Origin of the sequence: Novosphingobium marinum (assembly GCF_013408095.1) — a bacterium.
Taxonomy (GTDB): Bacteria; Pseudomonadota; Alphaproteobacteria; order Sphingomonadales; family Sphingomonadaceae; genus Novosphingobium; species Novosphingobium marinum.
In genome coordinates, this window is record NZ_JACBZF010000010.1 from 23,409 (window position 1) to 42,437 (window position 19,029).

Here is a 19,029-nt window from a genome sequence, read left to right on the forward strand (position 1 = left end):
CCCTCAAATCTTTGTGCGGGCGCGCCCTGTCAGCGGCTCGAAAGGTCAGAGAATCAGATTTTTTGTTTAGATGGGGGAGGTGGCGCTGCATACAGGCCAGCTGGCTCTGTATTCGGGCCATCGTGGGTCCGATTTCTTGCCAGGCAGGCACACTGGCGTAGCCAAATGGCTTCGTTTTTGCACCCGGCCGGGACGAATTTCGATGCCGGGTGGCCATGCAAACGGTGATTCGAAGTCGGGTAAAGCTAAAGATACCGACGCAATAGTTGAGAAATGGTTCCCGATCTCCCCTTCTGGCCTTGGCGCATCGCGCCATTCGTCAAACCAGAAGGGAAAGACAATGAAAGCACTCGACCTCAAGAAGGGCGGCGCGAACCTTGCCGTCGCTTTGGCTGCAGTAGCCGGGATGAGCGTATTCGGAATCGACGCCGCGATGGCCGGTACCGACTCCACGTTCGATACCGCGCTGACGCAGTTCACCAATTTCCTCGAAGGCTCGGGCGGTAAGATCATCACCGTCCTGTCGCTTGCCGGCGGCATCGTGGCGCTTGCCTCCGGTCGCTTTTCGCTTGGCCAGGTCGCGATCCCGGTTGGTGTGGGCGTCGGTGCCGGCACGGGCGTGCCGATCGTCACCTCGACGATTACCGGTACGGTCTGATTTTTCGATCGGACTCTCACCACGGGATGCGGCCTGCTGATTGCCTCGCGATACGCAGCCGCCCCCAAATTGGCGGAGACGACCTTTGGACCAGTATTCAATCCCAAGACACCTCGACGATCCCGAGTTGATCGGGTTCTGGACGCTTGATGAATTCCTCATAATGTTGATTCCATTCGGATGGGGAATTCTAGCGCAGCACATCGTTATCGGACTTTTCTTCAGCGCCGCTGCATGGTTTTTCTATCGCAAATTAAAAGCCGGGCGTTCGATGTATTGGGTCCTGCATTTTGCCTATTGGCATCTGCCGGGTGGGTTCTTTGGTCTGAAGGTCGCTCCGCCTTCTCATCTTCGTGTGATGGCGGGCTGAAATGGAACTCTCTCTTGCTCACGAGGCGTCGCAACGGACGCTGAAACAGCGCAATCTCCTCGCGCTCATCTGTATCGTTCTCGGCATCCTTGTGGTTGTGATGTTCACGGCCGCCTCGACGCGCGATCGGGAGGTCGTCCTTCAGCCGATCCTCCCTAGCGAAATGACGCTGAGCTCCTCGTCGGTCACGCCCGAGTATCTCGAGGCGGTAACGCGCGACACCGCGCAGCTCGCGCTCAATCGCTCGCCTGAAACCCTCCAGTACTGGCTCGACGGGATCGTCGCGATCGCCGCGCCGGAATCGCGCGGCGCGCTCAAAGCCAAGCTGATGGAGATCATGGCCGAGCAGGAAGGCTCGCAGGTCACGCAGTTCGTTACCATCGACTGGATCAGGACCAACCCCGACGAACTCACGAGCCAGGTCGGCGGCGTCCTCCATACGATCGTCGGTTCGCGCGACGTCCGCCGCGAACACAAGGTCTTCGAGTTCCACTGGAAATATACCGGCGTCTCGCTCCGCCTGAAGGGCTTCGGCGTCGTCGTGAAAGAAGGAGAGGAAGAATGAACCCCGTCATTTCTTCGCTCATGATCGTCTCCGGCGGGCTGTTGGCCTCGCGCCTCGACTGCTACCTTACGCGCTTGAGCGGCGCGGCGCTTATCGCAGGCGCGTTCGTCATGTCGGCTGCGCCCGCACTCGCGCAGGAACACATTCTCGCCGTCGACAACGGCGAGGTACGTTGTCAGGCGTCGAAATCAGACCTTACCCGGATCGCGCTCAAGGACGATCAGTTCGTCGCCGTGTCGCGCGTCCAGAGCGGTATCGAGGCAGAGGACTTCTCGATTGTCCACGAACCCACGCGCGGCGACATCTATCTGTCGGTGCCGGGAGGCTACACCAAGCCGAACATTTCCTTCTTCGGCACAACGCAGAAGGGATACGTCTACAAGTTCGACTGTCAGGTGTCGGGTGACGGCGCGTTGCAGGTCTTCGTGGCCAACGCGGATATCGAGCATCCGCAGCCGCAGGCCGAAACGCTGCAAGCTGCTTCGCTCGACGATCGTGCGGTGGGCCTCGTTCGGGCGATGTTCGAACAGCGTCCCGTGACGGGCTTCGAAATCAGCGACGCCGCTCGCGCGCCGGTGAACGTCGGCGACATCAAGGTCCAGCTGGTCAGCGAATATCGCAGCCCGACCATGACGGGCAAGGTTCTTCGGATCGAGAACACCGGAGCCGCTCCCATGACGCTGCAGGAAGAGCTCATCGCCGGCGACGGTGCGATCGCCGTCAGCATTTCAAACCGTGACCTCGCGAGTGGGCAGGCGACTGCCGTCTATGTCGTCGTCCCCACAGGAAGGTAATTGAGATGGATCTCCTGAAGCGCAAACCCAAGGATCTGGATGCCGCCGGATATGACGAGCACGATGAGCTCGACGAGAGGGGTTCGATCGCGGAGAACGACCAGACCCAGAAGCGTCAGAAGATGCTGATGTACGGGCTGGTGGGCCTCATCGCGATCGCGGGGTCGATGTACGTCCTCGATACTGACGATACCATCGAACAGGCGATGGACGACGGTACTGAGACCACGGTTTCGACCGACGCTCTCATGAACCGCCAGCGTGTCGACCAGGAATGGGTCGCCATGTACGAGGGCGAGATCAACTCCCAGGGGCAGCGGCTGAAGGGCGTCGAGGCGCAGGCCGGCCAGATGATGGAGCTTCAGTCGCAGGTCGAGAGCCTGCGCAACGAGAACGCCGCGATGGCCCGCGATGGCCAGCGTGTTCTGGAAGCATACGAGCGCGAGAACGAGCAGCTACGCCAGCAGGCGAGCCGCGGCAACGCCCGACCGAGTGCTCCGGGTCCGGTCGCCGCCGCACAGGCTTTGGGAGTCGCCCCCTCCTCATCGCCTGTCGCGGCGACGCCGCAGCCGCCGCGGCGCGCCAACGATGTGCAGATGGTCTCGTTCACGGCGAATGGCACGGGTTCGCGGATCGACGCTTCCAAGTCGCCCGCCATCTACACAGACTCTCCGAACTACTTGCCTCCCAACTCGATCGCGAAGGCGACGGTGGTCGTCGGGGTCGACGCCACCACCAACACACGCAGCCAGAGCGATCCGCTCCCGGTCCTTCTCCGCATCACCGGACCAGCGCGCTCGGTCTACAGCGAGGGCCGGCTTCTCGCCACTCGCGTACAGGGCTGCATGGTGAACGGCGCGGCTTACGGCGACCTTTCCTCGGAGAAGGTCTACGTAAAGCTCCAGCGCATGACCTGCGCGCAGCCTGGCGGCCGCTTCGCGGTGTCGGAGGTGAAGGGCTTCATCGCCTTCGGCGGCAAGGTCGGCGTTCGCGGCCGGGTGGTCAGCCGCGAAGGGTCTCTGACGACTCAGGCCTTCCTCGCTGGTCTCGTCAGCAGCGCCGGCAGCGCCCTCAACGGCTCGTTCAACGCGCCCATCATCTCGGGGGGTCGCGAAGACCCGGATGCAAGTGAGGTCGGACTGCGCGCTCTTGGCGGCGGTGCCGAACAGGCCGGCACGACCCTCTCCGAATATCTCATCGAGCGCGCGGAGCAATATCAGCCCGTCGTCGAGATGCCCACCGGCGCAAGTGTCGAGGTCGTGTTCCTCGACGGCACCTTCATCAGGAACTGAGAGGCAATCATGCTGAAGAATTTGACCCTCAAGCGGCTCATGCACGGCGATCATAAAGCCTCTCTCGTCCGGACCGTTCAAGCGGTCGGGATCCTTGGCGCGGGAGGCGTTCTTGCCCTCGGAGCCCAGGCTCTCGCGCAGAGTTCCTCGGACTCCGCCGTGCAACAGGCCCTCGCCGAACGCCTGCCCAAAACCGAGATCACGGCGATCGACTGCGAGAAGATCGAGGGCGTATGCGAGGTGCAGGCTCGGCAGAACCTCTTCTACATCGATCACGGCGCTCGCTATCTCATTATCGGCCGCGTCTACGACATGGAGACCAAGCAGGATCTGACGGCGGCGCGGCTGCTCGAGATTAACCCCGACATGCTGATCGGGCGAGGGGGCGGAGAGTCGGCCTCGCCCGGCGCCGACATGCAAGCGACCGCCGCAGGCGATGCCACGCGCGGCTCGATCGACGATCAGATCGACCCTCGCGCATTGGCTGCGTTGCCGCAGAACGGCGCGGTCGTGATGGGCCGGGGGACGAAGACGGTCACCGTCTTCAGCGACTTCCGCTGTGGCTATTGCAAGCGGCTTCACGAGACCCTCGAGACGCTCAACGTGAAAGTCGTCGAGCGCCCAATCTCGGTGCTCGGCACACGCCCGATTTCCGAAGCCGTGATCTGCTCCCCCGACAAGCGCCGTGCCGTGAATCAGGCGTATGATGGCGGGTCGATTACCACCGGATCGGAATGCGACACGTCGGGGCTCGATGCCAACGAAGCTTTCGCGCACCGGCATGGCTTCAATGGAACCCCCGTAATCGTCCGCGAGGATGGTGCCGTCGTTCACGGCTACCGCCCCCGCGAATTCCTCGAAAGCTGGATCCAAGGGAGTGCATCGTGAACAGCAGAGCCATTCTCGCCATCGCCGCGCTTGGCGGCGCGCTCTCGGCCTGCACCACACTGGGCACCAATGTGAGCGGCAGTTTCCGGTGCGATGCTCCCGACGGTGTGTGCGCCCCCTCCACCGTGATCGACGACAACGCGATATCGCGGATCGAGGAAACGAGCTCCACCGATCTGCTCAATCCCACCGGTCCCTACCAGATGGATGACGGGATCGATGCTCCGGTCCACAGCACCGTTCTCGCGTCCGTTCCCATGACGGCGACCAGTGCCCCCAGTTACGAGCTTGCCGTTGTCTTTCCGGGCTACACCGATGCGACGGGCATGATCCACGCACGGCGGACCGTCAGGACCGAGGCCGTCTTGCCCGGTCGCGGTGATGCGATGGACGCGATGGCGATGCGCGGGCGCCATCCCACGCGCAACCAGGGGCTGCTTGCGGCTGCGGAGAGTGCCCCGCCGTTCCTCGCGATCACCCCCGATATCCTCCCGCCCGCGGCTGATCCTACGGCAAAGCCGCAGGAAGTCGCCGTCGCGACAGGGACCGATCCCATCGCGGCGATCGAGGCGCAGGTATCCGAACGCCTTGCAGGCCAGCAGGCGAAGCCGCGGCGGCAGGCCGCATCGTTTCCCGGCGTGGTGGAGTGAACCGCGATGATGAGAGCATTCAGCAACATCGTGGACCTGGTGGTCGGCGACAGCCGGAAACCCGAGCAGAAATCGAACCCGCCGCAGGTGCCGATGCTTTCGCACTATCTGGGCTATCGCTCCTACGACGAAGAAAAGCGGGTCTTCCACCAGGTCCGCTCGAAAGGCTTCATCCTCGAGCTTGCACCGCTGGTCGGGGCCAATGATCGCGTCAACGACATCATAAGCTCGCTGTTCTCGGATATCCTCCTGCCCGGGACCAAATTCAGCGTAACCAATTATTCCTCTCCGCGCGTCGCGGAGAAGCTGCAGGACTGGGCGCTGCCGCGCTTCAGCGCCTCGGGCGTCTTCCAGACCCTTGCCCGACATCGTCTCGACAAGCTCCGCAACGGCGCGTGGTCGACCCTCGCGAGCGACGGCCCTTTCTTCGTCCGCAATTACCGTGTCGTCATGTCGGTCGGCGTCAGTCAAGGCTCCGGGCTGACGACCGATGATCTGGTGACGATGCGCGACGGGATCATTTCGGCGCTGGAATCGATCGACGTTCCAATCAAGCAATTCGAGCCCACCGATCTGATCCGCTTTTTCGACGAGATCCTGGCTCCGTCGACCGGAGCTGGAGACGAGGTTCCGGGTTACAACCGGTTCGATCCAATCAACGAACAATGCGTCCGCCGCGATCTCGTCACGCATGTCGAGAAGGATCGCCTTATCCTTCATGCGCAGTCGCTCCGCCCAACGGGTGCCTCCGTCGAGGGCGTGCCGGAGATGAAGGATTTCGTCCCCGAGCGCTTCGACATAAGGACGATGGCGGTGCGCAATTTCCCCGATCGCTGGGCTCCGTGGGACACGCAGAAGATCATCGGCGATATCTTCAATCCCAAGCTGAACTTGCCGTGCCCGGTCCTCCAGACCGTATGCGGGGTCATCCCCGGGCAGGAGTCTTCGGAAAGCAAGGCGGGATACAAGTTCGCGCGCACGAGCTCGCTGGCGGAGGGAAAGGGCGTCAAGCTCGTCCCGAAGCTTCGCACAGAGGCCGCCGAATGGCAGTTCGTCCAAGACCGTGTGAAGCAGGGCGAAAAGCTGGTCTCATGCTATTATGCGGTTTCGATCCTCGCGCCCAAGGGACGTGGCGAGCCCTGCGAGCGAACGCTCAAGGCGCTCTACAAGGCGAGCGGGTGGGACCTGATCGACGAGACCCATATCCAGCTGCCCGCCTTCATGGCCCATTTCCCGCTCATGCTCGCGGACGGGCTCGATTCCGATTACAAGCGCATGAAGCGGCTGCGCACCATGCGCTCCACGAACGTCGCGGCCATCGCACCGATCCAGGGTGAATATGTCGGCGGCAACATTCCGCATCTGCTGTTTATCGGGCGCCGGGGACAACCGCAATTCTGGTCGCCGTTCCAGAACGGTGCCGGCAACCACAACGTGGCGATCGCGGGCAAGTCGGGTTCGGGGAAATCGGTGCTCCTTCAGGATCTGACGGCGAGCTTCGCCGGCGTCGGCGCGAAGACGATCGTGATCGATGACGGTCGCAGTTTCGAGCACATGGCGAAGGCGCTCGGCGGCACCTTCACCGAATTCAAGCTCTCTTCGGGCATTTCGATCAACCCCTTCCGGATGATCGACCAAGAGCTGGCCCAGGGCGACGACGACTATCTGGTCGACTGCCTCGCCATGTTGAAGTCGATCATTTCGCAGATGGCGCGAAACGAGACCCGACTGAACGACACCGAGCGCGGGCTCATCGACCAGGCCGTCAACGCCGTCTGGGAAGCAGAGGGTCGCGATGGAACGGTGGACCACATCATCGAGGCGCTCAAGCAGCCCGAACATCCCTTCGCCTACGATCTTGCGACCTCGTTGCTGCCGTTCGCCTCGACCGGGACATTCGGTCGCTTCTTCCTCGGCGATGCCAATCTGGACCTGTCGGCCGACCTCACCATCTTCGAGCTTTCCGATCTGGCGACGCGCGAGGAGTTGCGCGGCGTGGTGCTGACATCCGTGATGTTCATCGCTTCGCAGGTGATGCGCCGGATGGACCGCTCGATCCCCAAGCCGCTTATCATCGATGAGGCCTGGCAGATGCTGAAGGGCGGGGCGATGGCAGACTTCGTCGAGACCTATTCGCGCACCTGCCGCAAATACGGCGGTTCGCTCATCACGGCGACGCAATCGATTCACGACTACTACAAGTCGGAGGGGTCGCGCGCCGCGCTCGAGAACTCCGACTGGTTCCTCATCCTTCAGCAGAAGGGCGAGACGATCTCCGATTTCCGCAATTCGGATCGCTTCGAGATGGACAACATGACCGAGGCGCTCTTGCGGTCCTTGAAGCGAAACGGCGTGGACTACTCGGATGTTTTCATCCGGGGCCCCGACACCGAGAGCATCGGGCGGCTCGTTCTCGACCGCTATTCGGCGACCCTCTACTCCTCGAGCCCCGACGTCTTCGCGGACATCGAGGAATACGTCCACCGTGGCTTCCCGATGCACGATGCGATCGAGGCGGTAGCCTTTCCCGAAACCCATCAGATGCTGGAGGCCGCGGAATGAACGCATTTGCACACGCCGGATCCCCGCACACCCGGATCGCACGCGGCCAAGACGCAATGGCCGTTGCGCTCCGCCTGATCGGGTGGTTCGCCACGACGGGCCTCGCGACCCTTGGCGTCGCGACCTTGTTCTTCGTCCTCCTCGGCAGCTTCACCCTTTCTGGGACGATGCTTCAGCTGGACAATTTGACCGCGCGCTTCCTCGCGGCCGACGCGGCTCGACAGGCGCAATTCCAAACGATCGTATTCACGGTCCTCGGCGGCACCTGGGTTCTCATCGCTTTCTTTCGCCGCGCGAGCCTTCGCTCCGTTTTCGAAGTCGCTGGAGGTGACAATGACTGATCTGTTCGAGAATGCCGATCGTGCGGCGACCGGCGAAGTTCGCAGGCCCAAGACAGTGGCTGCCAAACGCGCTTTCGCGGGTCTTTCACCCCGGGAGATCGCGCTGCTCGCTGCCGCCGCCGCCATCTTCATCTGGGGAGCCTGGGTCACCAAGAACCTCGTCTCTGAAGATGGGGGACGCCAGGAGTTCGTGCAGCTTCAGCTGCAAGGCATCATCGGCGAATATCTGCAGGCCCAGGCGCGATCGAGTTCCGACGAACAGACCGCCGCCCAGGAAACGGCCGTTTTCATGGCTACACTCGATCGGACCGTCGCCGGCCTGTCGAAGAGCGGGAAGGTCGTTCTCGTGCACGAGGCTGTGATCGGCGGCGAGGTTCCGGATGTCACCCAGAGCGTAAAGGCGGCTGTCTACGCGAAGGTGCCGCGCCCGCAAATCGCCCAGGCTTCGATCGACATGCAACAAACGCAAGACGCGCGTGTCGAGCAGGAAATGCAGGCGTTCATGGCCGCGAACGGGGGAGGGCAGGGCGGTGTTCAACAATAGAGCCAAGCGGCTGTCGACCAAGGGCAAGCTACTCGCGATCGCCGCGCTTTTCGGCGTCGGAACGGCGGTGACGTCCCTGCAGCAATGGAGCGAGACCCATGCCTTCATGATTAACGCAACGGATTCGCTGCCGAACTGGGCGTTCCTTGTCGAAAGTGGCCGCTTTCCCGACCGCGGGGATTACGTGATATTCCACCCGGGCCATGATCCGGTCACCCAGAAGTATTTCGGCGAAGAGCCTGGCGCCTTCGCCAAGATCGCCTTCGGTCTGCCCGGCGATTTCGTGACCCGCGAAGGCCGCGACGTGCTGGTCAATGGCGAGCGCATCGCATCGATCAAGCCGCTCACCAAACGGGGCGATCCCCTGACCGAAGGTCCTCTCGGCGTCGTTCCGGAAGGCTGCGTGTTCGCGGCCACTCACCACAAGGATGGCTTCGACAGCCGCTATTCGCACATCGGCTTCGTGTGCCGCGACCGCCTCGTTGGAACGGGAGTGGCGATCCTGTGAGGTATCGTCTCGTCATCCTCTCATGCGCCGCCGTCACCGCGGCTGCGACGGCGCCGTCGATGCCGACTGCGCAGGCGCAGGCGCAGGATCATGGCCAGATGGGTCAGACCTGGCCCGTCATCGAGCCCGACCTCCTGTCCGTCATCAAGGCGCGTCTCGATCATGCGCAGGCGACCGGCAAGCTCGACGAGATGAACCAGCAGTTCGCCGCGAAAGTGAAGGATCGCGTCATGCGTCCGGTTCCCGTTCCGGGAATGGCGCGTGCCGAAGAGACGCGTTCGTGGGAATTCGATCCCGCGATCGTGGTCGAGAACGACATTCGCGACCACCAAGGCAATCTGATCGCGGCGCGTGGTCAGCGGGTCAATCCGCTAACGACTTCGGGGCTATCCAAGAAGCTCGTCTTCGTGGACGGCGACGATCCCGCCGAGGTTGAATGGGCGCTCGGGCACGGACCCGATGAACGCGCCAAGATCATTTTCGTCGACGGTTCGCCCTTCGAATCCATGAAAACTCACCAGCGTCGGTTCTACTTCGACCAGGAGGGCAAGCTCACCAGTCATTTCGGCATCACCCGCACGCCCGCGCTCGTCGAGGCAAAGGGCGATCTCCTGCTGGTTACCGAAAAAGCTATCCCCCGGAGGCAATCGTGACGTCCTGGCGCGATATGATCCCGGTTCCGCTGGCCGCTCCGGAAACCAAGGAGCTGCGGGCTGCGCGCTTCCGCGTCATCGCAGCCTGCCTGGTTCTCGCGGTCGCACTTCTGTTCCTTGGCGAGCTTCGCCAGCTGATCGGGTCCGCCGCTCTCCCGAGCCTGGCCGCGGCCTTCACCTTCATGGCCGTTCAGGGCTGGGCATGGGCCAGGCTGAAGAACGCCGCGGACGATGCCTGGCTCTTCAGGGAGACCGACGATGTTGCGTAGGTGGCTTACCGTTGTTGCGGCGCTTGCCGCCCTTGCTCTTGTCGCGCCGGCGTCCGCCCAAGGACTGCCCTCCGGTCCGGGGCGTTGTTCCGGATCGTTTGTCAATCCGATCACGGATGTGTGCTGGGGCTGCATGTTTCCACTTTCGCTCGGATCGCTCAAGATCTGGCCATCCTCGCGCGCCGATACCAAGAATCCGGATCTGCCGATCTGCGCGTGCGGAACGCCCGTGCCGCGCGTCGGGCTTGCGATGGGATTCTGGGAACCCGTGCGCCTTGTCGATGTCTCGACAAAACCGTGGTGCTTTCCAAATCTCGGAGGCATCAAGCTCGACCCTGGCTTCCCGATCGGTAACGGCTATGCGTCGAACTCTTCGCAGATCGGAGGACAATCGCAGAACACCGCCAAATATCACGTTCATTATTACATCTATCCGCTTCTCTATTGGCTGGAGGTCGTAACCGACTTCCTGTGCCTTGAGGCGAGCTCCTTCGACATTGCCTATATGAGCGAGATCGATCCGCTCTGGCAGGACGACGAGCTGACGACGCTGTTAAACCCGGAAGCGGCGCTCTTCACCTCGCCGATCGCGCAGGCCGCGTGTTCGGCCGACTGCATCGCCTCGACCGCCAAACTGCCGATCGACGAGCTGTTCTGGTGTTCGGGTTGCCAAGGGCCGATGTATCCGATGAACGGCAATATCGGAGCCAATGTCGGAATCAAGCAGTCGGCGCGGCTCGCGGCCGAGAGAATGATCTACAAGATGCATCGTCAGGGCCTCGCCTGGGGAACCAGCGGCTCGAAGGCCCTTTGCTCCAAATACATCATGCCGATCCTCAAGAAGAGCCAGTATCGGCTTCAGCAGGTCAACCCCACGCCGATGGTCAGCGGACGCGAAAGCTGCTCGCCGATCGGGGCGACAACCATCCTGCCCAAATCCGGACAGGTTTACCCGGTCAAGGGAGAGGACGTCGGCTTCCTCCTTTGGCGTAAACGCAATTGCTGCGTGCTGTAGGACGGAGGCTCGCCGTGAACCGAAAAATCGCTATGTCGCTCACCGGCTTCAGCCTCATCGGCTGTGTAACGGCGGTCTTCGCGCAGAGCGCTGACGGGTTCGACCCCCAAGCTATCGAGGCGCGCGCGGGAGAGTTCCAAGAGGATGCCCAGGAACTCTTCGACTACGTGACCTCCAATGGCGAGGAACATCAGGAAGAGGCGCAGACGATCGTCAATGAGGGTTACGCTTCGATCGAAGGTCTCGATGTGTCCGATATTGCGGGCGGTGACGGGCCTTTCGACTTCGACGAAATGGTCGCCGGCGCGAAAGCGGGCATGGCCAATCCCGAAGGTGCTCCACTGTTCATCGCATTCGCGAGCCTTTCGATGCCCGAGGAATCTCTCGCGAAGATGATCGAGGACACGACCAAAGCTGGTGGCGTCGTCGTGTTCCGTGGCTTCTCGGCCGGAAACCCGCAGGCGTTCATCACCGGCATCCGCAATGTTGTGGACCAGGCTGGCGCGAGCAACGTCGCGATCGATCCGCGGCTGTTCCGGTCGTTTCGGGTCGACCGGGTACCGACCTACGTCGCGCTTTCGAGCGATTTCGAACCCTGCGACCAGCTCGACTGCGTGACCACGCCGCCTCCGCACGACCGGATCGCCGGCAACGTCAGCGTTGGCTACGTGCTAGAGACCTTCTCGAACGCCAACGGCCCCGGCTCGCCGGTCTCGCGGGTTGCGCTCGCCAACTACAGGTCTGCGCGGTGAACATCCGCGGCCTCGTTCTTGCTTGCGCCGTTCTCGTTGCGACGGGTCAGCTCGCCCATGCCCAGATGACTTCGGCCGATGCGCGCGCAGAGGGCGAGGCGATCGGGGAGGGCGTCCGCGATGCCACCAACGGGTCCATCCTCGCCGATGGTGCGCAAGCGAACGTCCCGACATACGGAGGGACCGATTTTCCATCGCTCGAGTATGCTGACGATGCGGTCGGCCTGACGACGGCCGGCGAAGCGCAGCGCTATCAGCAGGACTATCGCATCGTCGTAGATCCATACCGCAAGGTCGTCGATCCTGCGACGATCGATCTCTCCGCGGCATCCGCCATCGAAAGCGATCCCGACGCCTATCTTGGTCCCGGCGCTAGCCCGGGTGGATCGAGCGGTTCATGCAATCCACTGCCTCCCGGGGGCGGTGGCTCGACCACCTATCTCGAGAGTTGCAACCAGGGCTCGCAGCCTTTCGACGAAGCGCGGACGTGCAGGGCTCTCCTGACAATTCAGACACAGGGTTCCCGGTATTGGGAGTACACCTGCGATGAGGGGTTCGACAGGGATGTCAATCTAGGCGCGCGGCAATGCGCCGCCATTCAAGGCCAGCTCGATGCCGGCGGTTGTCAGGAGATCAACCGGGTCCGGATAGGCCAAGGGTGCCTTCAGTGGTACGACAATGGACGCACTCGCTACTGCTCCGAACCCGGCGACCCAATTTACCGTCTGACCTATTCTTGCCCCGCGCAAACTGCGGTCTCCGGCGGCATTGAGCGGAACACGATTTCGATTGTCAGCGAGTCCGTCGACGAAACACAATGCGAAGCCACGATCGGTGGAGCGACGTGCTCGCTCCAAGGCGAGACCTGCACGGCTCCCAGCGAGACGCGCGTCATCAATGGCTTGCCCGTAACCCGCCCGTGCTGGGAGTGGAGCCGCACGTATCAGTGCCAGGGTTTGCTTCCGGCGAACGACTGTGCTGCGCTCGAGGCACGTCCGGAATGCTCGCTCAGCCATGACGAATGTCTGAGCTACGACGCCGATGGCATCACCTGCAACGTCTATGATCGCTGGTTCCAGTGCACGACACCGGACACGGGCGCGCCTCCGCCGCCTGCCTACGTCTGTGCTGGCGACCTCTACTGCATCGACGGCGAATGCACGAGTGTCACGCGCGAGGCGTCGACCGAGTTCAAGGACGCAATGGTCGCCATGAACGTCCTGGGCGAACTCAGGGACGAGTTCGACCCGAACCAGCTCAAGATCTTCAGCGGCGAGAACCTCAAATGCACGAAGAAGGTGTTCGGGCTGTCCAATTGCTGCAGCGGGAAGGGCGTTCCCCTTCTCACGCCGTGGCTCTGCAACAGCCAGGACCGGGACGTCGACAAGAAGGATGACGCCGGGCTCTGCCATTATGTCGGCACCTACTGCTCGGACAAGATCCTCGGCGTCTGCGTGACGCGCAAGCAATCCTACTGCTGCTACGGGAGCAAGCTGGTCCGCATCCTCAACGAGCAAGGCAAGGCTCAGCTAGGGATGCGATGGGGCAAGGCCAAGGAGCCCGACTGCGAGGGTTTCCTCATTGCCCAGTTCCAGCAGCTCGACCTCAGCCGGATGGATTTCCGCGAGGTTTACGCTGAGTTCGTCGATGCGGCCAAGCTGCCCGACGAGATCGAAATGTCGCTCCAGATCCAGACCAAGATTGAAGACTACTACACTCTGAATGGAGGGACTTGAAGTGTCGGGCGGCGAAGTCATTGCGTTTCAGAAAGGGGATCCGTTCCCAGCTGCCGAGGTGCTCGATCTCGCAATCAGCGTCGCGATCGGACGCAACCTTGCTGCCAGCGAGGAGGAGATGTTCTCGCGCATCCACGACTGGTTCCTGCGGCCAGCATCAAGGGCGGAGCTCGTGGCCGCTATCGGCCGATTGCTCGAACGCGGTTGGATCTCCCGGGCGGGCGAGAGCGCCTTCGATTTCTGCCTCACCGACGCCGGCATCGACGGCGCGACGACCCTGTCCGGCGGAATGATCCGGATGATCGACCGTGGTCGGGGTCACCTCAAGACCGCCTTCCTCCTGCAGATGCTCGACCTCGACAAAGGGAAACGCTCATGAACAAGCTCGCTTTGCTCAGCCTTGCGGCAGTAGTCGCCGCAGCCACGGCCCCCAGTTTGGCGCAGACGGCGGACACGGCGTCCCAGCGCGATGCCTTCTACTGCCACGAGCGCAAGCTCGGGTCGTGGTTCTACTGCAATTCCGAGAAGGTGAAGCGCGAGGCGAAGGAGAGGGAGCAACAGCCCGCCCAAACCGTACCCGCCGTGGAGCGAATGGCGGCGATCACCAAGCAGCTCGACGAACTCAAGGCGCTCGCGATCCTCGAACCGACCTCCGAGAACATCGTCAACTACATCCGCTTTCAGCGTGAGCAGCTCGATCGTGCGTCGACCTTCGCCGATACGTGGAGCAGGTCGATCTGGCAGAACCCCGAGCTCGACTACACACTCGAACGGCCAGTGGGCACCTTGGCCAAGCAGACCTGGCTCACGGACCGCCGCGACCAGCGCGAGGGATCGATGCAGGCGCTCACGCAGCGCTACGGCGTCTTCTACTTCTACTCTTCGAGCTGCTCGGCGTGCCGGACGTTCTCGCCGGTCATGCGCGCGTTGTCCGACAACTACGGCCTCGAAGTGCTGGCTGTATCAATGGACGGTGGTCCGAATGAGCTCTTCCCGAATTACGTGATCGACAGCGGACAGTACCAGCGAATGGGTCTTCAGGGAGGCACCGTGCCGGCGATCGTCCTGTTCGACACGCAAACCAAGCAGCCGATCCCGATCGGCTACGGCGTCATGGCGGCCGACGAAGTCATGCAGCGCATCTTCTACCTCACGCAGATCGAGCCAGGGAGCGATTACTGATGTCTACTCGGACGAGAGGCGGCATCGCCGCCCGTTTCGCAAAACGCGCCGGTGTCGCTCTCTGCGCGGTGGCGACGACAGGCATGGCCGCTGCGCCGGTCAGCGCGCAGGTTGGGGCCGAGCTCAACGATTTCTTCAACGACATGGGTGCGGCGGCCAACGCGACCGGGCCGACCGCCTATCAGGGCCAATCCGCGGGCTATTATTCGGGTGGGAACATCTGGACACGGTTTCCGCAGAAGAGCGTGAACCCGGTCAATCTGCAACTGCCCTCGATCAAGGCGGGTTGCGGCGGCATCGACGTCTTCTCGGGCAGCTTCTCCTTCATCAACACCGACGAGATCGTCGCGATGATGAAGGCGACCGCCAACAATGCGCTCGGCTTCGCCTTCCAGCTCGCCATCAAGTCGATCAGCCCGCAGATCGCCTCGACGATCGAAGAGATGGCGCAGAAGGCTCAGCAGATGAACCAGTTCAACATGAACAGCTGCGAAACCGCTCAAAATCTCGTCGGCGGTTTGTGGGGAAAGTCGGACCGCATGTCGTCGGAGATCTGCAAGTCGATCGGCAACAGCCAGGGGCTCTTTTCGGACTGGGCGAAAGGCCGTCACGAATGCGGGACCGGCGGTCAGCGGGAGTCGACGATCGCTGCGAACAGCGATCCGAACATTCCGTCGGAAAGCTACAACTTCACGTGGGATATGCTGAAGCAGAGCTATCCGAGCTTCTCTCCCCAATTCCGCGAGTACCTCATGACGTTCGTGGGGACCGTCATCTATTATCAGGATGGCGATGGGAGCGGAAGGCGCGGCTACCAGTTCTTCGGGCAAGGCGATCGCGCGCTCCTGACGGCGCTTCTCGACGGCACGAACTCGGTCACGATGCTGAAGTGCGATACGATCGACAAGTGTCTCAATCCGACGACTCAGACCATGTCGGTCGACCAGGCGCAGGCATTGAAGCCTCGCGTCCGTGCGATGATCGAGAGCATGAATGCCAAGATCCGGTCGAACACCGCGCTGACGTCGGACGAGATCGGACTGCTCGGCGCGACCACGATCCCGCTATACAAGATCATTTCGGTCAACGCGGCGGCGACGCTTGGCGGAATGACAGCCAATGACATGAACGATCTGGCCGAGATTGTGTCGATGGATCTGCTCGATGCGCTTGCGCAGCAATATTACGGCTACGCATCGCGGGGAGTCGGGACGTTCCAGAACGCGAACGAGGAAGCGCTGTCGCAATGGCGTGACCAGATCGTCTCCGTGCGCCACGTCCTCGATGGATATTCCCAAGGCATGAACCTGCGCCTCGATCGAACGCAGCACGTCATCCAGCGCGCGGTCTTCCTGGAGGGCACGCTGCGCAACAATCTCTCCCCGCAGATGTCGGCGGCGCTGTCCTTCAGCACGTCGCTGTCGAACCAAGGCGTCCAGTAAGGATCAGGGACCATGATGGAGATCTTCACGATTGGGGGCGGGGAATACATCGTCAACGTCCTCAACGCGGTCTCCGCATGGACGGGGGGAGGGGGCTTCCGTTCGCTTCTCCGGGTCGTGATGGTGATGGGTTTCATATACACGCTTCTGATCGTCGCCTTCAGTTTGAACTGGCGCGCCTGGCTCAACTGGTTCCTGGGTGCGACACTCATTTACGGGGCACTCATCGTTCCGACGACCACCGTGCAGGTCACCGATCGCCTCAATCCCAGTCTGGCACCCTCGACGGTCGGCAACGTCCCGGTTGGTCTGGCCCTCATCGCGTCGGTCAGCTCGACTGCCGGCGACTGGTTGACGCGCACGGCCGAGACCGTCTTCACGATGCCTGGCACCCTGCAGATGTCGAACAACGGTATGATCTATGGAGCGAGGCTCTGGGATCGCACCCGGGACTTCCAGATCCGCGACCCCCGCATCAGCGCCAATCTCGAGGAGTATTTCAAGCAGTGCCTCTTCTATGACATCTTGCTCGGCCATGCGTCTTTCGACACGATCGCGAACTCGAACGACATCCTGACCGATATGGGCCCCGGCTCGCCGGCGCGAGGTATGAAGTGGATCCCTGCCACGGGCACCCCGACGATCGTGACTTGCCAGGCAGGATACACGAGCCTTCAGAGCGGAATTGTCACCTATACCGATGCGCAGCTCGAGGAGGAGGGCCGCAAGCTCTTTCCAGGCCTCACGCCCGCGGCTGCTCGCGCCAAACTGATCGCCGACCTCCCAGTCATCGCCAATCAGTTCCACGGTAGCAGTCAGACCGCGCAACAGATTTTCCATCAACGCTCGCTGGTGAGTGCCTTCCTCGAAGCGCGCGCCAATCTCGGTGCGGCTGATGGCGATACATTCGCCATGCTCCGCGCCGAGGAACAGGCGCGCAACACCTACACGTCGATCACACAGCAAGCGATGACGTGGGTCCCGCTTCTCAACATCGTGCTGACCGTCGTCTTCTATGCGATGTTCCCGGTCCTCTTTCCGCTCTTCCTTCTTCCGCGCACAGGGGTGACCGCGCTGAAAGGTTATTTCACCGGCTTCTTCTATCTGGCCGCATGGGGCCCACTCTATGTGGTCTTGCACATGTTCATCATGGATCGCGCGTCGGACTCGTTGAATGCGACCGCGCCGGGCGGCATCACGATGGCAGGCATGGCCGGTATCGATGCTGTCAACGCCGATACCGCGACGATTGCAGGCTTCCTGATGATGTCGATTCCGTTCCTTGCTGCCGGCATGGCGCGGGGAGCGATGGCCGTATCATCGCAAGCGACGTCGATGCTCGCGCCAGCACAGGCTGCAGCGGAAGCGGCGGCTGTCGAGCGAACGACCGGTAACTATTCCTACGGGAACGAGAGCTACATGAACCTGTCGAGCTCCAACCGGCAAGCCAACCAGTGGAACACCGCGCCTTCGTTCACGGGTGGAGCCGCGGTCCAGTCGATGGTGAATTCGAACGGAACGTTCACCAAAACAATGGCCGATGGTTCGTCGGTCTTCGACACCTCTCCGGGTATGAGCCGCCTTGCGTTCGGCTCGTCGCTCAGTTCTTTCAACAACGCGGAAAGGCAGCAGACGCTTTCGGAGCTGGAGACGGCGCGAAATACATTGACCCAGGAACGTTCGCGCGCAGTTTCTTTTCTTGATCGCACCTCGACCAGGCAAACCAGTGGTGTTCGAAATTCGAGTGGGTCGGAGAGTTCGGCCGGTTATCGTTCTGGCGAGAATATTCAGCGCTTCGATAACCAGTCGGTGGATGCCCGAGACGGCGTCAACGAAAGTGAACGCATCACGACCACTTCCGGGAAGCAGCAGACGCAAACCGATAGGCTGGAAACTAGCCGGGGAGGAAGTATCGGCGTCGGCGCCGGTGGTGGCCGAGGCGGTAGCAATCAACGTGGAGGCGGTGGGCGACCCGGTATCAGCGGCGGAGTACAGGCAGGAGTTTCGGGCCAGGGCGTCTATGTGGACAGTGTCGATCGCGGAGGTCGTCGCGATCAGTCGAATGGCTTCGACTCATCGACATCGGACAACCGCTCGAACGGATCGAATGTTACGCAGGACAGCGGCACATATTCGCAGAGCGGCAGTTTTAACCGAAGCGAAGCATACACCGACAACTCCCATTCTCGTGAGCAGGCGCTCGAACAGATCCGAAGGATTGATGGGCGCATTGCGGAGATCGATGAAACTGCGCTTTCTCTTAGCAGTAACACATCCACGCGGGATGGCGTCGGCGCGATCGTGAACTTCGACATGAGCCAGATCGTGGCAGGTCGTTATCAGGAGAAAGCCGCTGAAATGGGCATTACGGCGCCCAGTCTTGCCCGCACAGACTACTCCCCTCAGGAACAGGCTGCTTACGATCTGGTGGCCCGCGAAATCATCTCCGATTATTACGATCAGCGCGTCGCCCCGTATAAGGATTTGATCCCCCAGAGTGGGTCAATCATCGGAAATGTTTCTGTTCCTGGGGAATTTTCCGAAGCCGACCTTCGTGGGTCCGCGCCGCGTCGTTCACATGGGGGAGCGCGCAACTTGGCAAGTGGCTCGTCCGACGGTTCGATTGGCAAGAGAATCGACGACGGAGGCACCTCGCTAGGACAGCGGCTCGATGCGAATACCCAGCGATATGGTCAGCGCCGACGTGAATTTGATGAGGATCAGAGATCGCCCGATGGATCGGAGGAACGCTTTGACCGGAGATTCTATGATCGGGATCAAAGATGAAACCGAGCCTTTTTAGAGAAA

20 protein-coding genes are annotated in these 19,029 nt (G+C 61.8%); all 20 read left to right on the forward strand.

Annotation, left to right across the window (positions count from 1 at the left end; translation table 11 throughout):
* Positions 1–340 precede the first annotated feature (340 nt).
* Positions 341–658, forward strand: a complete 318-nt coding sequence (locus tag FHS75_RS16585; RefSeq protein ID WP_179408777.1) for a hypothetical protein — start codon at positions 341–343, stop codon at positions 656–658.
* Positions 659–743: 85 nt separating this feature from the next.
* Positions 744–1,028, forward strand: coding sequence for a type IV conjugative transfer system protein TraL (gene traL / locus FHS75_RS16590; RefSeq protein ID WP_179408778.1), 285 nt, complete (start codon positions 744–746; stop codon positions 1,026–1,028).
* Position 1,029: 1 nt separating this feature from the next.
* Positions 1,030–1,593: a type IV conjugative transfer system protein TraE gene (locus tag FHS75_RS16595; RefSeq protein WP_179408779.1), complete on the forward strand. Its 564-nt coding sequence runs from the start codon at positions 1,030–1,032 to the stop codon at positions 1,591–1,593.
* Positions 1,590–2,387 (forward strand): type-F conjugative transfer system secretin TraK, encoded by a 798-nt coding sequence (locus tag FHS75_RS16600; RefSeq protein ID WP_179408780.1) that lies wholly within the window; start codon positions 1,590–1,592, stop codon positions 2,385–2,387. The genes FHS75_RS16595 and FHS75_RS16600 overlap by 4 nt, the downstream gene beginning before the upstream one ends.
* Before the next feature lie 5 nt (positions 2,388–2,392).
* Complete coding sequence (locus tag FHS75_RS16605; protein WP_179408781.1) at positions 2,393–3,679, forward strand: TrbI/VirB10 family protein; 1,287 nt, start codon at positions 2,393–2,395, stop codon at positions 3,677–3,679.
* Between the two features lie 9 nt (positions 3,680–3,688).
* On the forward strand, positions 3,689–4,567 hold the full coding sequence (locus tag FHS75_RS16610; RefSeq protein ID WP_229735710.1) for a DsbC family protein: 879 nt from the start codon (positions 3,689–3,691) through the stop codon (positions 4,565–4,567).
* Positions 4,564–5,217, forward strand: coding sequence for a hypothetical protein (locus tag FHS75_RS16615; protein WP_179408782.1), 654 nt, complete (start codon positions 4,564–4,566; stop codon positions 5,215–5,217). The genes FHS75_RS16610 and FHS75_RS16615 overlap by 4 nt, the downstream gene beginning before the upstream one ends.
* A gap of 9 nt (positions 5,218–5,226) precedes the next feature.
* Entirely contained in the window at positions 5,227–7,779 is a 2,553-nt protein-coding gene (gene traC, locus FHS75_RS16620) for a type IV secretion system protein TraC (protein WP_179408796.1), read from the forward strand.
* 56 nt (positions 7,780–7,835) lie between these two features.
* A complete protein-coding gene (locus FHS75_RS16625; protein WP_147367021.1) occupies positions 7,836–8,120 on the forward strand; it encodes a hypothetical protein in 285 nt (94 codons plus the stop codon).
* Positions 8,113–8,664 (forward strand): TrbI F-type domain-containing protein, encoded by a 552-nt coding sequence (locus tag FHS75_RS16630; protein WP_179408783.1) that lies wholly within the window; start codon positions 8,113–8,115, stop codon positions 8,662–8,664. The genes FHS75_RS16625 and FHS75_RS16630 overlap by 8 nt, the downstream gene beginning before the upstream one ends.
* The gene (locus FHS75_RS16635) at positions 8,651–9,172 is read left to right on the forward strand and encodes a S26 family signal peptidase (protein WP_229735711.1); all 522 of its coding nucleotides are present in this window, start codon (positions 8,651–8,653) and stop codon (positions 9,170–9,172) included. The genes FHS75_RS16630 and FHS75_RS16635 overlap by 14 nt, the downstream gene beginning before the upstream one ends.
* Positions 9,169–9,825: a type-F conjugative transfer system protein TraW gene (gene traW, locus FHS75_RS16640; RefSeq protein WP_229735712.1), complete on the forward strand. Its 657-nt coding sequence runs from the start codon at positions 9,169–9,171 to the stop codon at positions 9,823–9,825. Before FHS75_RS16635 ends, traW begins: the two co-directional genes overlap by 4 nt.
* A complete protein-coding gene (locus FHS75_RS16645) occupies positions 9,822–10,094 on the forward strand; it encodes a hypothetical protein (protein ID WP_160729023.1) in 273 nt (90 codons plus the stop codon). Before traW ends, FHS75_RS16645 begins: the two co-directional genes overlap by 4 nt.
* Complete coding sequence (traU, locus tag FHS75_RS16650; protein WP_373285051.1) at positions 10,057–11,109, forward strand: conjugal transfer pilus assembly protein TraU; 1,053 nt, start codon at positions 10,057–10,059, stop codon at positions 11,107–11,109. Before FHS75_RS16645 ends, traU begins: the two co-directional genes overlap by 38 nt.
* Positions 11,110–11,123: 14 nt before the next feature.
* Entirely contained in the window at positions 11,124–11,861 is a 738-nt protein-coding gene (gene trbC / locus FHS75_RS16655; RefSeq protein ID WP_229735713.1) for a type-F conjugative transfer system pilin assembly protein TrbC, read from the forward strand.
* Positions 11,858–13,597 carry a conjugal transfer protein TraN gene (locus FHS75_RS16660; protein WP_179408784.1) on the forward strand — a complete coding sequence of 580 codons (1,740 nt, stop codon included), beginning with the start codon at positions 11,858–11,860 and terminating at the stop codon, positions 13,595–13,597. Before trbC ends, FHS75_RS16660 begins: the two co-directional genes overlap by 4 nt.
* A 1-nt stretch (position 13,598) precedes the next feature.
* Complete coding sequence (locus FHS75_RS16665; protein WP_179408785.1) at positions 13,599–13,976, forward strand: hypothetical protein; 378 nt, start codon at positions 13,599–13,601, stop codon at positions 13,974–13,976.
* Entirely contained in the window at positions 13,973–14,779 is an 807-nt protein-coding gene (gene traF, locus FHS75_RS16670) for a conjugal transfer protein TraF (RefSeq protein ID WP_160729019.1), read from the forward strand. The genes FHS75_RS16665 and traF overlap by 4 nt, the downstream gene beginning before the upstream one ends.
* Positions 14,779–16,221: a conjugal transfer protein TraH gene (locus FHS75_RS16675; protein ID WP_179408786.1), complete on the forward strand. Its 1,443-nt coding sequence runs from the start codon at positions 14,779–14,781 to the stop codon at positions 16,219–16,221. The genes traF and FHS75_RS16675 overlap by 1 nt, the downstream gene beginning before the upstream one ends.
* 12 nt (positions 16,222–16,233) lie before the next feature.
* Entirely contained in the window at positions 16,234–19,008 is a 2,775-nt protein-coding gene (locus FHS75_RS18145) for a conjugal transfer protein TraG N-terminal domain-containing protein (RefSeq protein WP_179408787.1), read from the forward strand.
* Positions 19,009–19,029: the final 21 nt, after the last annotated feature.